This window comes from Streptococcus sp. ZY171113, from assembly GCF_057748235.1.
In genome coordinates this window covers 670,404-684,609 of the sequence record NZ_CM173243.1, presented here as the reverse complement: position 1 = coordinate 684,609, position 14,206 = coordinate 670,404, and the positions used below count along the sequence as shown (strand labels likewise).

Sequence of the window (14,206 nt, the reverse complement as noted above, 5' to 3'; positions counted from 1 at the left end):
GGTAACCCGTAGGGTTCGGTTTTGTTGTCCCACTCAACCACTGCGTCAAGTTTAACTATTGAAAAAAACTAATGAGGCTAGGACACTTTTTTGTCCCAGCCTCTTTGCCATTATAAGTCTTGAGAAGAGGGGTGAATCTCCTCTTCCGTGTAGGTAATGACAATGTCATCAACCTCAGCGGCAGTTGTGACCTCGTCTTCTGACGGTGTGAGTTCAGAAAGTAATTCTTCTTTCTTCTCATAAACCGTTTGCAACTGTTCTTCAAACGCTGATTTAATCCTTGGCAGGACTTCCACCTTATAGGCTTCAGGATCTGCCTGATAGGCTTGGAACTCTGACTTTAATTTATCCAGTTGGGCCTGGCCTTTTTCTGTTGACAAATAGTGGCCTGCCCAAGCACCAAGTACCAGCCCTAAACCAAATTTACTCACTAATTTTACCATTTACTTTCTCCCTTTAAACATTTTTCCTGCAACTGCTGCGACAGCACCAACCTTGCTCAGTGTCCCTGTGTTTTGACTGGCCTTGTTACTCAATTTTCGAGCCTGTTGGTTGAGGTCTGCCACACTAACAGACAGGTCTGCCAGGGTGGTAAAGACAGGGTCAATGGTGTTCACCTTACCATTGATATCCTCAACCAAGACATTGGTTTTAGCTAAGAGTTGATTGGTATGATAGAGGGTATTATCCAAATCACTGGTCAGGAGTTTGACCGTTTGCTTGGCTTCAGCTAGGGTTTCATTGGCTGTTTTGAGTAAGATGATGACATAAACAACCAGTGCAACAAAGGCAACTGCGATAATGAGCAGGGAAATTCCAATTAAATCCATAATATGTCTCCTTTAATCTTGATAATATGGGGTCGCCACATTTTTGCGACGGTAAGTGATAAGAAAGCTACCGAAAATGACCAGGGCCAGTGACAACCACTGGGAAACCCGAAGACCACCTAACATCAGGCTATCGGTCCGCAGGCCTTCAATCACAAAGCGGCCAAGGCCATACCAAACCAGGTAGAAGAAGGTCACCTCTCCCTGCTTGAGCAGGCGGGGCCTGCGACGCAAGACCATGATAATGGCAAAGCCGAGCAGGTTCCATAGGCTCTCATAGAGAAAAGTAGGCTGGCGATAGCTACCCTCGATAAACATCTGGTCACGGATAAAGGCTGGGAGGTAGTCCAGCGATTTGACCGCTCCGCCATAGGCTTCTTGGTTGATGAAGTTGCCCCAACGGCCGATACTCTGGGCAATCATGACACCAGGCGCAGCGATGTCCAAAAAATCAATCGGGTCAATCAAATGATAGTAGGAATAGACAAAGAGGACGATGGCTCCTGTGATGAGGCCGCCATAGATGGCTAGGCCGCCCTCCCAGATGGCAAAGACCTTGATGGGGTCGGGAGCATAGGATTCCCACTGAAAGATGACGTAGTAGAGCCTGGCCCCCAGGATAGCTAGTGGGAAGGCCCAAAGGATAAAGTCGATAACGTCATCAGGCCTGATTTTTTTTCGCGGGGCTTCTTTTTGGGCCAGGTAAACCGCTAGAAAAAGGCCAGCGACGATGCAGAGGGCATACCAGTGAACAGTAAAGGGCCCAAATTCAAATGCAATCGGGTTAATCATGGGAAGCTCCATTTCTACTAATCAAATCGGTTAAGCGATGCTCAAAGGTCTCAGTAGCGTCAAAACCCATCTGCTTGGCACGGTAGTTCATGGCGGCTGCTTCAATCACAACTGAAACGTTCCGACCTGTTTTTACAGGAATTCTAACCCTTGGAATTTTCACTCCAGCAAACTCAATTTCTTCGTTACCATTGCCTAGACGATCGAACACCTTGCCTGCTTCAAAATTCTCCAGATAAACCGCCAGTTGAACCTGAGACGAATCCTTAACCGCACTTGCCCCGTAGAGGCTCATGATGTCGATGATGCCAACACCGCGAATTTCCAGCATGTGGCGAAGAATTTCCGCAGGTTCCCCCCAGAGAGTCTCCTCATCCTTGGCATAAACATCTACACGATCATCTGCAACCAGGCGATGACCACGTTTGACCAATTCTAGTCCCGTCTCACTCTTACCAATCCCGCTGTCTCCCTGAATCAAAACCCCCATGCCATAGATATCCATCAAAACACCGTGGATACTGGTTCGCTCCGCTAAGCAAGCGTCCAAGTACCAGGACATCTCACCAGACAGGCGGCTGGTCGGCACCCGACTTTGAAGAATGGCAATCCCTTCTTCCTTGGCAGCTTCAAGCATTTCTGGCGGAATGGCCAAGCCCCTTGCAACAACGATGGCTGGGGTCTCAGGTCGAACCATGTGTTTAAGGACTGAATAGCGGTTATGGGCCGTCATGGCCATCATGTAAGACCACTCCTTCATGCCTAGCAACTGGATTCGTTCGGGACTGTAATAATCAAAATACCCTGTCATCTCAAGTCCTGGCCGAGAAATGTCAGCACTGGTAATTGGCTTTTCTAAGAGGTCCGGCGTCCCATAAACCACATCCAATTTGACCTTTTCTGCCAACATGTTTACTGTTACTGTCATGTTGCCTCCTTTATTTCTTTCATTTTACCATAAAATCCAGTCGCCGTCTCTTTTGACACATAAAAAAGAAAGGGAATTCAATCTGTGACCCAAAGGGGTCGAGTTGCCTCACTCCCTTATTGTCATCATTCAGACTAGTCAGCCAATCAGGAGGCCAGTTGCGTGTCTATCTAAGGAGAATAAACGACTAAGGCTGGGACCAAATCCCAGCCTCCTTATTTCGCACTAATCTTCTGATTCCTTCAAATCCTTAATCAACCAGATGATAAAACTGATCAAAAAGAGGATAAAACCTATCAGGACAAAGAATATCCAATGAATAGTCGTCAAGGGAGAGGCTGGTTTCACCTCACTTGCCCCTTCAGCTGGCCGAGTCATTGCCTTGATTTGTGAACTCGGCGTCGAGGTCGACACCTGAACACTTGTGGTCATGGGACCAGTTGTGGTCTCAATTCCCACTAGACTGGCCTGGTTGCCAATCACTTCTACCTGAGGCAGAGGCTGACCTTTTTCAACATAGGCTACCAAGGCCTTGTCAACCTGATAGGTCTGGCCGTCAATGGTGGCTTGACCTGCTGACAAAATTTCCTTTTTCTCAAAATTCGTAAAGGCATGATTGAGCAACCCATTGACAAAGTAATGCCGAACGTATTCACCTTGAGGATCGCCCCATTGACTAGCTCCCAAAACAACCGCAATCAGGCGACGACCATTTCGCTCTGCCGTCACAATCGAATTGTAACCCGCTGTCGGACTAGACCCCGTTTTCAAGCCATCAACCCCTTCAAAGGCCAGCTTATCTCCTGGTAGGGAATGGTTATAGGTGTCAAACGTCTCTTCATAAGGCGTGCCCTTTTTCACCGTCACCTTGACATCGTCGGTAAAGTCCAGGACCTCTGGGTGTTTGGTAATCAAGGCACGTGCCAGAATGGCCAAATCTTTAACGGTCATCAGGTTATAGCGCTCCAAATCGTAGCCAACAGGTGCATAATAACCTTGAAAAGCCCCAATGTTTGCCCCTGTACCATTGTAAAAAATGGTATTGGCCATGCCCAGCTCCTGTGCTGTCGCATTCATGAGCTCGATAAAGGAGGCGTCATCCCCGTCATGAATGAGATGGGCCAGCATGAGGGTGGTCACGTTAGACGATGGCACAAAGGTCATGGTCAAGAGTTCCTCTACTGTATAGGTCACCCCAGCCACAATCTTGTTATTAGACAATTCAAAGATATTAGCGATAGCTTGATCGGTCTTGGTCGCAACCACTTCTGTATCCATGCTGATTTTACCTGCCTTGATGGCTTCCATGGTCAAGTAAATCACCATGGTCTTAGTGGTACTCGCAGGGTCTCGCTGCAAGTCCAAATCATGGCCCCAAAGAATCTGCCCCGTATCGGCATCAATGACGATCGCAGATTTTGGGGCAATACTCGCTGTCGCTGGGTAGCCAGCTTCCTGAGCCATCCGAACCAAATCGTCATTTGCTGAAACTGGCAGGGCACCAAACACAAACAAGACTAGAAACAAGCACACGACCTTGAGAATTTTCTTCATATTAACCTCCTTGGCACAACAATTCTGGAGATTATTATATCATAAACTTTCCCAACCGTCACGTGATTTATATAAAAATTTTACATATCACTTCCCTAGTTTTACCTTTTGGAAAATAGCCGAGCGGATAATTCTGCTACTGGCAAGCCAACAATGGTGTAGATATCACCGTGAATGGCCTTGACAAAACGGGAATCCAGTTCCTGAATGCCGTAGGCACCTGACTTGTCCAGAGGTTTCTTGGTCCTGACATAGTCATCAACCGCCTGACCGAGTTCCTCATAGTAGTCCACGAAATCCAGCTTGGCTATGGTGTAAAAGACCTCCAGATAACCCACCGCCCGCAGGCAAACCGAGGTCACCACATAATGGCTCTTGCCAAAGTAGGACAGGAGCATGCGTTTGGCCTCGGCCAAGTCCCCAGGCTTGTTAAAAACTTGCTCATCGGAAAGTACAATGGTGTCGGCTGACACATAGAGTTTGCCCGCTTCTAGGCCCATGTCCGACTTGGCCTTGGAAATCTCGCAACAGGTTTTAGCCGCTCGGGTCACAAAATCCTCATCCGCATAAACAGCCATAAACTGCTCTTCCACTGCTCGCTCGTCCACCTCAACCGAGCGAATATCTGGATTGAGAAAGGACAAGAGTTCTCGACGGCGGGGCGAGGTCGATAAGAGCACAACCTGGTCAAAACCTGTCAGTTGCCCCTCTTGTTGGTAATCAAAAACAGTTTTCATCACTTAATCCTCCAATAAATAGTGTAAGAGTCGATCAGGCTGATCCAGCATGAGCTTGGTCACCTGATAACTAGCCGTGTCCTTGTAGGCACAAGCGGTCAAGCCCTCCCCATCAAAATTCAAGAGACCGGCCCCAGGATAGGCCAGCAAAATGGGCGAGTGTGTGGCCAGAATAAATTGACCACCAGCCTTGACCCCATCGTCAATCAACTTCAAGAGGCTCAGCTGCCGTTGGGGTGATAGGGCGGATTCAGGCTCATCCAACAAATAAAGCCCCCTGCCCTTACAATGCCGCTCCAGAACCGCCAAAAAAGCTTCTCCATGGGACTTGCGATGGTAGCCCGCAGATTGAGTGCCAAAATAAGCCTCCTCCTGACTGGCTACATTGTAGAAACTCTCTGCTCGGAGAAAATAGCCTCGTTTTTGTCGGTCTAGTCCCTTGATGAGGGTCAAACAATCCCCCAGCTCCGAATGGGAATCGTAGGTGGAAAACTGGTAATTCCGACTCCCACCCTCGGGGTTAAAGCCGTAGGCAAGGGCTATGGCTTCCAAGAGGGTTGACTTACCAGAACCATTTTCCCCAACAAAACAGGTTACAGGACTGGAAAAATTCAGCTGTTCTAGCCCCCTCAAACTCCTGATGCCTCGCAAGTAGCTGTCAGATGGAATCCTGGTCCAATCCAGTTTGATGCTCTGAATAATCATCGTTTCTCTCCCTTTCCACCATTATACCAGAAAATGCCTTTTGGAGTACAGCTTGACACCCACTTAACAACCTGTTATTATATCATAAAAAGGAGTTTTAGCCCATGAAAAAAATCACCTGGTTCTTTACCATTTGTTGTTTAACAGCCGTAGCTGGCCTGTCAGTTTGGTTTAATTACCAAATTCAGTTTGTTATCGAGGCTGTCCGCCAGGGAGACCAGACGGGGTTCTATCGGGCCAGCAGCTGGATTGTAGGAACCATCGCCCTCCTCTTAGCCTTTGAATACGGTCGTCAAGTCCTAAACGCCAGCTACCTCAATCAAATCGGTGCCCAAATCCATCAAACTAGCCTGCTCCGCTATTTTTCAACCCATGACACAAGAACAAGCCAATCCCCATCCGAGCAAGTCTCTGCCCTAAACAACGACATCGAGATGGTCAAAAGCCTCCACTATGACACGGTGATTTCTCTGATTCAAGGTGTCGTGTCCTTCCTCTTTGCCTTCACCGCCCTCCTATCCCTCAATCTGCTCACGGCTCTTGGAATCCTCTTGACCTTGCTGGTCCCCATCGTCCTGCCCCTACTCTTTCAAACTGTCCTGATTGCCAACCAAGAGGGCGTGGCCACCACCAAGGCACGCTACAACCTCAAGGCGACCGACTACCTGGAAAATCTTCGAGCGATTCAAAACCATTCTGCCCATGCAGAGGTAACCGCAGATACCTTGACCAGCTACCAGGAAATGAACACAGCCGTTTACCGCAGGGAACGAACCTCAGCCCTCATCAACGTCCTCACAGGCTTGGCTTTTTACAGCACCATGCTGGTGATTCTCCTCTTGGGGGGGTGGCAGGTTTTTCAAGGAAGGCTAAGTATCGGTGGGTTGGTCACGCTCCTCTCGATTGCCCAAGAGCTGACCCTACCGACCAGCCTCATCTCAGATGCCTTGACCGACATTCAGTCTGTCAAGACCATCCGAGCTCAGTTGCTTCAACCAGCCCAACCAGACACTGGCGACCAACTGACTAAACTTGACACCATTAGCATCAAACAACTGGCCTGTCAACGGAATGAACAGGAGTTGCTAAAACCCCTTAGCTATCACTTCCAGCAAGGTAGTCATTACCTCATCACTGGTCCTAGTGGCAGCGGTAAATCCACCTTGCTCAATATCCTCACAGGAAACATCCAGGACTATTCTGGTCAGGTATTATTGGAAGGAAAAGATGCTCGCCAAGTGAGCTACCAAAGCCTGCAAAACCAAATGGCCTACCTCTCCCAAAACAGTCGCCTCTTCCACGATAGCATCTGGAACAACCTGACTGGCTTTTCTCAGAACAATGGCAGAGCTGAGGACATCATTTCCCTCCTCGAAATCTTTCAACTGACCGAACGCTTCCCAGATTTAGCCTCCCTTCAAGAAATCTATCATGACGATACCAAACTCTCAGGCGGACAAGTGCAACGGCTCCTCCTCATCCGAGCCCTCTTGGAAAACAAACCTTGGCTAATCCTTGATGAAGCCTTGTCAGCCCTAGACGAAGACCTCTACGACACCATCGAACATTACCTTCTCCAGCGACAAGATTTGAGCCTTATTCACATTTCCCATCGCCCAAGCAAACACTTCACCTCCTATAACCAGCTTGTCATCCACTGAACACCATAAGGCCGGGACTAAGTCTCGGCCTCATTAGTTTTTTCTCCTTAGTTAAAGGTGACGCAGTGGTTGAGTGCTTCAAGGCGTGTCAGCCTTGAAGGTGGGAAATCCTGAGTTGCACGGCAACTCTCTCCTCTCTTCGCTGATTTTATCAGCTGAACAGCCCTTACGACAGTAGCGAGCTTTGCTCGCTCAATCTGCAAGCTTCAATCGTCTGTGAGGCGATTGGAGCTGTGCGGAGGTGGGAGCGAAACAATCTGGGGGACTGTTTCAGCCCGAGCTATAAAAACAAGAAAAGTGAGGAGAAATCGAACCCTGCGGGTTACCGATTGAATCCTACTCTCTTTTGAGTAAACAAACACCTGACCATACCGAACTACCGCACCGTCTCAAGTTTCCAGGTTCGCAATCCTCTAAAGCGAATGGCCCCATCCTGGTCAGTCCGATAAACGGTCATACCAGCCTCCTCAAACCGCTCCAAGGTTTCCTGGTGGGGGTGCTGGTAGCGGTTATTGAGACCAGCCGAGACCAGGGCTACATCGGCCCCGATATGGGCTAGAAATTCGGGATAGGAAGACCCTTTGGACCCGTGGTGGCCAGCCTTGAGGACATCAACCGGCAGGTCTGGGTAACGCTTGACCAAGTCCAGCTCCCCCTCTTCCAAGTCGCCCGTAAAGAGAAAGTTCTTATCCAGCAAACGGCCGTAGAGCACGATGGAATCATTGTTGCCACCGTCGCCAGTTTCCCAGGGGTAGAGGGCCTGCAAGTGACTGCCCATAATAGGCAGGCTATCGCCAGCAGTTAGCACTCGCACCCTGACCCTCAAATCCTTGAGCCGAGCGACAAAGGCCTCCTCGGTCAAGCTGCCCTGACTGACCAAAATTTCCCCGATGGCAAAGGCCTTAGCCACCTCCTCCAAATCGCCGATATGGTCGGCATCGGTATGGGTCAAGACCAGCTGGTCAATCCGCCCCACGCCTCGACTGCGAAGATAAGGGATGACCGTCCGACTGGCATTGTTGCTGGTCCGCCGCTCCTGCCAAGGCTCCTTAGCCCCAAAGTCAGGCCTGCCCCCCACATCAATCATCAGCGTTTTCCCCCACACATCCCTCAGAAAGATGCTGTCCCCCTGACCCACATTGATGACCGTGACCTCCTGCTCCAGCGGGTGTTTTGTTAGGAAAAATAGCAGAGCGATAAGCAGGCTCAGCCCCACCACCAGTTTTTTCTGCCTGCGGTAGTCGTAAAGGATGCCCAGAAGCACCAGCAAACTGACCAGAACCAGCAAACTAGGACTGCCAAAAACCAGAGGCCTGCTCAGCCATTGGCCAAGGGCCGACAAAACCGCCTCTAAACCCACAAAGAGCGGGTTAAGGCCATCCAAGGCGACCAGGGGTGAAATCAGGAAAACCAGAGTCAGGACAGGCAGCATGAGGCCATCAAAGAGCAGGGCCAGAACCGCCGTCAAGACAATGGACAGGGGCTGGAAGCTGGCAAAATACCAGATGAGCAAGGGCAGAACGGCCAGCGAGAGAGCCAGACTTTCGGCCACCGACCGCCGCCAGCCCGCCAACTCATCCAGTTTGAGAACGGTCAGGACCAGGGCATAGGTCATGGAGAGGACACCTCCTGCCGTCAAAAGGTAATTGGGCATGAAGACAAAGAGGGTTAAGGCTGTCAGGCCCAGATTATCCAAGCCCTTGACACCCAGACGGGACAGGCCAGCCTGAACCAGGCTCCTGACCACCGAGACCTGAAAACCGGTCAAGCCCGCATAGACTAGCGAAAAAGGCACCTGGAGGCCGTCAACCTGGGTTTGGGTCAATCCCAGTCGCAAAAGAATCTTCCGAAACCAGCCCAGGAAAAAGCCCACCTGCATGCCTGACAGGGCAAAGAGGTGAATGATGCCCAGACTGGAATAAACCTCCCCCATCTCCTCAAAGTCCTTGTCCAAGTGACCAAAAAGAAGACCGGTCAGGTAGTGACTCATGGGAGCTGGAAAGGTCTGCTTGATATGAACCAGGGCCCGCCGCCGCCAAACCCGCAAGACATCAAGTGGTCCTGGCTCCTGAGCAGGGCCTGTCTCGTCAATGACCGTCAATTTGGCCAGGCGGTAAATGCTTTGAGTTTTGAGATAAGAACGGTAATCAAAGCCACGAAAGTTACCAGCTGGCTCAGCCTCAGACAACTCCAACTGCCCCTCAAGGGTCACCTGCTGGGTCAGGTGTTGAAAATAGGCCTGCTGGTCTTGACTGGGTAATTTGTAAAAGACCTGATAGAGCCGCCCGCCAGACCGCCCCCGAAAGGACAGGCTGTCCCCGTTGATGGATAGGGTATCGGGCAAGATGGTCACTCGGGTCAGCTGGGCGGGCTCAGTTCCATAGGCCTGCTCGGCTTTTTTACTCTGAACCCAAAAGAGGCTAGTAAAGAGGGACAAGATGACCAGCGTCTTTAGAAAAATCGCTCGGCCATTGCCCCAAAGGCGGACCAAGGAAAAGGCCAAGAGCCCCAAAACCAGCCAAGAAAAGCGGTGGACGGTGAAATAGACCAGAACCGTTAGGTAGGCCAGATAGGCTGGTTTGAGGGGCAGGCGGCTAATCAACCGTCACCTCCTCACGGATTTTCTCCAAGGTCTTATCGCCGATGCCCGACACCTTTTTGAGGTCGTCCACGCTCCTGAACCCACCGCTGGTCTCCCGGTAGTCAATGATGTCCTGGGCCCGCTTGGCCCCGATGCCCGTGATGGTCTGAAGCTGGCTCAGGTCAGCCGTGTTGAGGTTGACCTTGCCAGTAGCGTTACTGGTCACGGAACTGCTCCCCACTAGACCGACCGCCACCCCAGGGACGGCCTCGCCCTGACTGGCCACATAGACCACCGCCTCGTCAGCCAGTTTTTGAGCCAGATTGACCGAGGTTTTCTCGGCCGTCTCCAAGAGACCACCAGCAGCTTTTATCGCATCGTTGACCCGACTGCCGACTGGTAGCTCGTAAAGCCCCTCACGTACCACCGCCCCCTTGACATCGACCAAGATGGTGGTCACCTCAGGCTGAGCCGCCTCTTCTTCTATCGCCGTGGGACTGGAGCTGGTTTCGATTGTGGGAAAATCAGCTGGCGCAGGTGGGCTAGCGAGGACCTGGCTCCCAACCAGACCAGCAGCCACTAGACCCGCCCCTCCCAGAGCAAGAGCCACCTTACAGGCCTTGATTTTTTCGATAATATCGTCCAACATAGCAACCTCCATAATCTTTCTACCTGATTATTCGTAAGGCAAACGAAAAAACCTGCCACAAGAGCAGGTTTGATAAGACTAAGCCTTAGAACTGGTCGTCATAGCTGATGTTATCCACCGTTCCTGATCCTTTTAGCCCCCTTCGTCCTTAGATTTTTTTGCCATACAGCCAGTATGCCTGCAAAAATCTGCCTAGATTGGAGCCAAAAGGAACAGCCTTGGATAACTCATCTCTATGACGACAAGTTCTTAAATTTTTTCGCAGGGTCCCAGACAAAGCTGGCCACAAGGCTAAAGAGCAGGGTCAAAAGCACCCAGACCACCGCCACGAGAAGGGCTGGAAGCCGAATCAGGTAGGACAGGGGATTGACCCTCTTGCCATTGTCGTAGCTGGCATTCTCCGCATCCAGGCGGTCAAATTCCGCCTGAATCCGACGAGCCACCTCAGCAACACCCTCATCATTCATCTTCTTGATGTCGGACACATCAATGGGATTGCCAAAGTTCATGTCCACTCGGTCACCAGCCAAAAGGCCCTTGATGGTCATGGGACCACGGTAGCTGGCAGGCATGATTTTGACCTTGGCCATCTTGGCGATGATGGCCACACCGCCCTTAACATCGCTGGAATGGCGGCTGCCAGACGGAAACATGACCAGGGAGCGATTGCTCTTTTTCAACATGTCAATAGGATAACGGATGGCCTCACGGCTAGGGTTTTCTCGGTCAACAGGAAAGGCCCCACACATGCGGATCCACCAGTTAAACATGCGGTTGGCAAAAAGCTCCTTCTTGGCCATAAAGATAAACTGCTTGGGACGGGCCGCAAAGGCCATGTAAACTGGGTCCCAAAAGGTTCTATGAGGAGCCACCAAAATGTAGTTCTCCTCCTGGTCCAAAATCTTGTCTTCATTGTGATAGTGGGCGTTGCCGTTGGCTACCCAGAGCAAAAAGACCACCAGGGTCCGCAAATAGCTGTAAAACATGGAAACCTCCTTTTCTTCTATTTTACCATAACTCGGGATTTTTTTCTTGGGAAAATCGCTGGGCTTCTCACCAGGAGCGGCTGTTCATGACCCCATCGCCTGCTCAGCAAGCCCTCTCCTGGCCAGTGGCTGAACCAAGCAGTAAGACCTGAAAACCTGACCTCACGACCCTAACCTGCTCGGCTATTTCCCAAAAGAACCGATAAATCCTTGCCAAGTCTGGACCCATGTGCTAAAGTAAAGCTAGGAGGATTTATCATGAAAAAACTGACTGCTTTTGAGCTAAAAACGGTGGCTATCGCTGCCATGCTGATTAACCACATCGGCCACACCTTTGATGGGATTTTGCTGTCGTCAACTTGGCGGTTTGCCTACCTAACCATCGGACTCTTGACCTTTCCCATCATGGCTTACCTGCTGGTCGAGGGCTTTCACTACACCCGCAGCCGCTGGCGGTACGCTGGCCGCCTAGGCCTCTTCGCCTGCCTGGCTTTTCTGCCCTTTCAGGGAGCCTTCCAGACCTACCTGCCGGTTCTGCCCACCAATAACATCATGTTCACCCTCATGGTTGGGGTCCTGATGCTGATAGCCTGTGAGGCGGTCAAGCACCCAGCCCTCCAAGTTTTGGTGCTCCTCTTTGCCACGGCACTGACCTTCTTTTCAGACTGGATGATTTTCGGCATGCCCATCATCTTTGGTTTTTATAAGACCCACGGCAAACCAAGGGCCAGCTTAGCCGTTCCTGCTATCGCTTGTGCCGCTATGCTCTGGTTCAATCAGGGTAACCTGATTTATGACCCCGTTAGCTTTTATTCAACCTTGGGCCTCTTGGCCGTTATCCCCCTTCTAGCCCTCTACAATGGCCAACGGGGCTACGCCCCCCGCTGGCTCAACTGGGGCTTCTACGCCTTTTACCCTCTCCACCTGCTAATCCTGTGGGGAGTGAGGTTTGTGGTGTTTGGGTATTAACTAACAAACTCGCTCAGCACATAGAGGCTGGGACAAAACGATTTTGAGTTTTCGAAATCACATACCATGATTCTCTGCTGAAACAAAAAAATCAAAAAAGCGAACAAAGAGAGGTTCTGATTTTCAGAAATCCTTGAATTATCCTACTCCAGCAACAATCTTTCCAAATTAGTCAATAACTTCGGGGGATTCATCCGCTATACTTAGATCTTTTGTCTCTAAAAAACATCTTTTGCTCTACTTTACTTCTATCGCCATACTTCTATCGCCATCACTTGGTTGGAAGCCATTATCTACCCTAGTCTGGTCAGTATGATAGTTGCCAGTATCGAAGCTCAGCAACTTAATCAACTTTGGCAAGCCTTGTTCATCGGAATTCTTGGAAATTTCATTCTTCTGATTGGTTTGGCTGGCAAACGCTACTACTATGCTCATCTTGTCGCCGACTTTAATAAGCAGTTGAAAGAACGTATTTTTCAACACTTTCTGACCAGCGATGACATTAAATCGGAAGACCTTCTGTCAAATCTGGAAAATGATGTCAAGCAGTTAGAAAATAACTATCTGGAATCTGCGGTTATCATCCTTTCCTCCCTTGGCTTCACCACGATTTCCATCATCTATGCCCTAAGCGTTAATTTTTGGTTGGGGCTGGTCTTCATCCTCTTTTACTCTATCCCTGCCCTCAGTAGCGGCATTGGGGCGAAAAAACTGGATAAACTCTCTCTGGAAAAAACCACGGTCAACCAGTCTTATCTCGCCGCCTTGAACAGTTTTATTTCAGGAAGCAGGGTTATCAAAACCTACCAGGCAGAAGGCTTCTTCTTCCAACGCTTTCAGACTGATTTAGACAAGACCATTCAACAGGGGATTCGCTTCGAAAAGCAACGAACCCTAAACAGCACCATTATCAAAGTCATTGACAGCTTCTGCTCTATTTTTCCCCTGGTCATCGGAGGCCTAATGACCTACAAGGGCTATCTCTCTGGCTCTTCCTTAATTGCTATTTACCTGGTATCCTACACTATTGGTTATCAGTTTAATGAGCTCTCATATTTCATCAACACCTACAAATCAACCCAACAGCTGAGGGACAAGTATCAATTTGCCCTAAAACCAAATCCATTTCAGCTTGATTCCCATCAACCGCGTCAGCTTTTTCCCATCGAGCTCAAGAACCTCACACTCACTCTTGGGGGAAGGCTTATTCTTGATGATTTTTCTCTGCGAATCAAGCAGGGCGAAAAAATTGCTATCATCGGTGAAAGCGGCTCGGGAAAGTCAAGCTTGCTCAATCTGCTTGCTGGAGAAATTCAAGCTGACGCTGGAGAAATCCTATTTAATGGGCAGGAATTGCCAATGGAAGCCCGTCGTTCCCAAACAGCTTACATCCTGCAAGACAGTCACGTTTTTACCTCTTTAAGCCTGATGGATAACATCTCTCTTGGACAAGCAAGCGACTTGGGAAAACTCAAACAGGTGGTGACGGCTGTCAACCTTGACAGACTGTCAGATGATGCAGCAAAACTGTCGGGAGGGGAGCGACAACGCTTGGACATCGCTCGTTGCCTCTACCATCACAGTAGCCTGATTTTGGCTGATGAAATCAAGTCTAATCTGGATAAGAAAAATGCCAAGCAAATTGAAAACCTCCTGTTCTCTCTCCCTCAAACGGTCATTGAGGTCATTCACCACTATGACGAGGAGAGTTTGGCCCGCTACGATCAGGTGATTCGCTTAGGCTAAGGAACCTACCAGCCTGACTGAGGTTAGCAAACTCAGCGGTTTAAGCCTTTCAGTTTCCTATAGCTATC

Annotated in this window: 12 protein-coding genes and 1 pseudogene; 3 read left to right on the top strand and 10 right to left on the bottom strand. The window is 49.9% G+C overall.

Annotated features, from left to right (window positions below):
- Positions 1–110: 110 nt before the first annotated feature.
- From AC3ARB_RS03160 to AC3ARB_RS03130, 7 genes are all read right to left on the bottom strand, one after another.
- Positions 111–443, bottom strand: coding sequence for a hypothetical protein (locus tag AC3ARB_RS03160; protein ID WP_488321115.1), 333 nt, complete (start codon positions 441–443; stop codon positions 111–113).
- Entirely contained in the window at positions 444–830 is a 387-nt protein-coding gene (locus AC3ARB_RS03155; protein WP_488321114.1) for a DUF948 domain-containing protein, read from the bottom strand. It abuts the gene before it with no gap.
- Positions 831–842: 12 nt separating this feature from the next.
- Entirely contained in the window at positions 843–1,622 is a 780-nt protein-coding gene (gene lgt, locus AC3ARB_RS03150; RefSeq protein WP_488321113.1) for a prolipoprotein diacylglyceryl transferase, read from the bottom strand.
- Entirely contained in the window at positions 1,615–2,550 is a 936-nt protein-coding gene (hprK, locus tag AC3ARB_RS03145; RefSeq protein ID WP_488321112.1) for an HPr(Ser) kinase/phosphatase, read from the bottom strand. The genes lgt and hprK overlap by 8 nt, the downstream gene beginning before the upstream one ends.
- Before the next feature lie 225 nt (positions 2,551–2,775).
- On the bottom strand, positions 2,776–4,104 hold the full coding sequence (locus AC3ARB_RS03140; RefSeq protein ID WP_488321111.1) for a DUF1958 domain-containing protein: 1,329 nt from the start codon (positions 4,102–4,104) through the stop codon (positions 2,776–2,778).
- 101 nt (positions 4,105–4,205) lie between these two features.
- Positions 4,206–4,841, bottom strand: a complete 636-nt coding sequence (locus AC3ARB_RS03135; RefSeq protein ID WP_488321110.1) for a Maf family protein — start codon at positions 4,839–4,841, stop codon at positions 4,206–4,208.
- Positions 4,842–4,844: 3 nt separating this feature from the next.
- A complete protein-coding gene (locus tag AC3ARB_RS03130) occupies positions 4,845–5,546 on the bottom strand; it encodes an AAA family ATPase (RefSeq protein ID WP_488321109.1) in 702 nt (233 codons plus the stop codon).
- Between the two features lie 104 nt (positions 5,547–5,650).
- On the opposite strand from AC3ARB_RS03130, the gene AC3ARB_RS03125 reads away from it, so the two are divergent.
- Positions 5,651–7,207, top strand: a complete 1,557-nt coding sequence (locus AC3ARB_RS03125; protein WP_488321108.1) for an ATP-binding cassette domain-containing protein — start codon at positions 5,651–5,653, stop codon at positions 7,205–7,207.
- A gap of 376 nt (positions 7,208–7,583) precedes the next feature.
- On the opposite strand, the gene AC3ARB_RS03120 is transcribed toward AC3ARB_RS03125, so the two are convergent.
- The 3 genes from AC3ARB_RS03120 to AC3ARB_RS03110 form a co-directional block, all read right to left on the bottom strand.
- Entirely contained in the window at positions 7,584–9,809 is a 2,226-nt protein-coding gene (locus AC3ARB_RS03120; protein WP_488321107.1) for a DNA internalization-related competence protein ComEC/Rec2, read from the bottom strand.
- Positions 9,802–10,437 carry a helix-hairpin-helix domain-containing protein gene (locus AC3ARB_RS03115; protein ID WP_488321106.1) on the bottom strand — a complete coding sequence of 212 codons (636 nt, stop codon included), beginning with the start codon at positions 10,435–10,437 and terminating at the stop codon, positions 9,802–9,804. Before AC3ARB_RS03115 ends, AC3ARB_RS03120 begins: the two co-directional genes overlap by 8 nt.
- 233 nt (positions 10,438–10,670) lie before the next feature.
- Positions 10,671–11,423, bottom strand: coding sequence for a lysophospholipid acyltransferase family protein (locus AC3ARB_RS03110; protein ID WP_488321105.1), 753 nt, complete (start codon positions 11,421–11,423; stop codon positions 10,671–10,673).
- 258 nt (positions 11,424–11,681) lie between these two features.
- Here AC3ARB_RS03110 and AC3ARB_RS03105 point away from each other — a divergent pair, with 258 nt between their 5' ends.
- Both AC3ARB_RS03105 and gggC read left to right on the top strand, forming a co-directional pair.
- Positions 11,682–12,392 (top strand): TraX family protein, encoded by a 711-nt coding sequence (locus AC3ARB_RS03105; RefSeq protein ID WP_488321104.1) that lies wholly within the window; start codon positions 11,682–11,684, stop codon positions 12,390–12,392.
- Between the two features lie 199 nt (positions 12,393–12,591).
- Positions 12,592–14,138: pseudogene (gene gggC, locus AC3ARB_RS03100) on the top strand (streptosactin export ABC transporter GggC).
- Positions 14,139–14,206 lie beyond the last annotated feature (68 nt).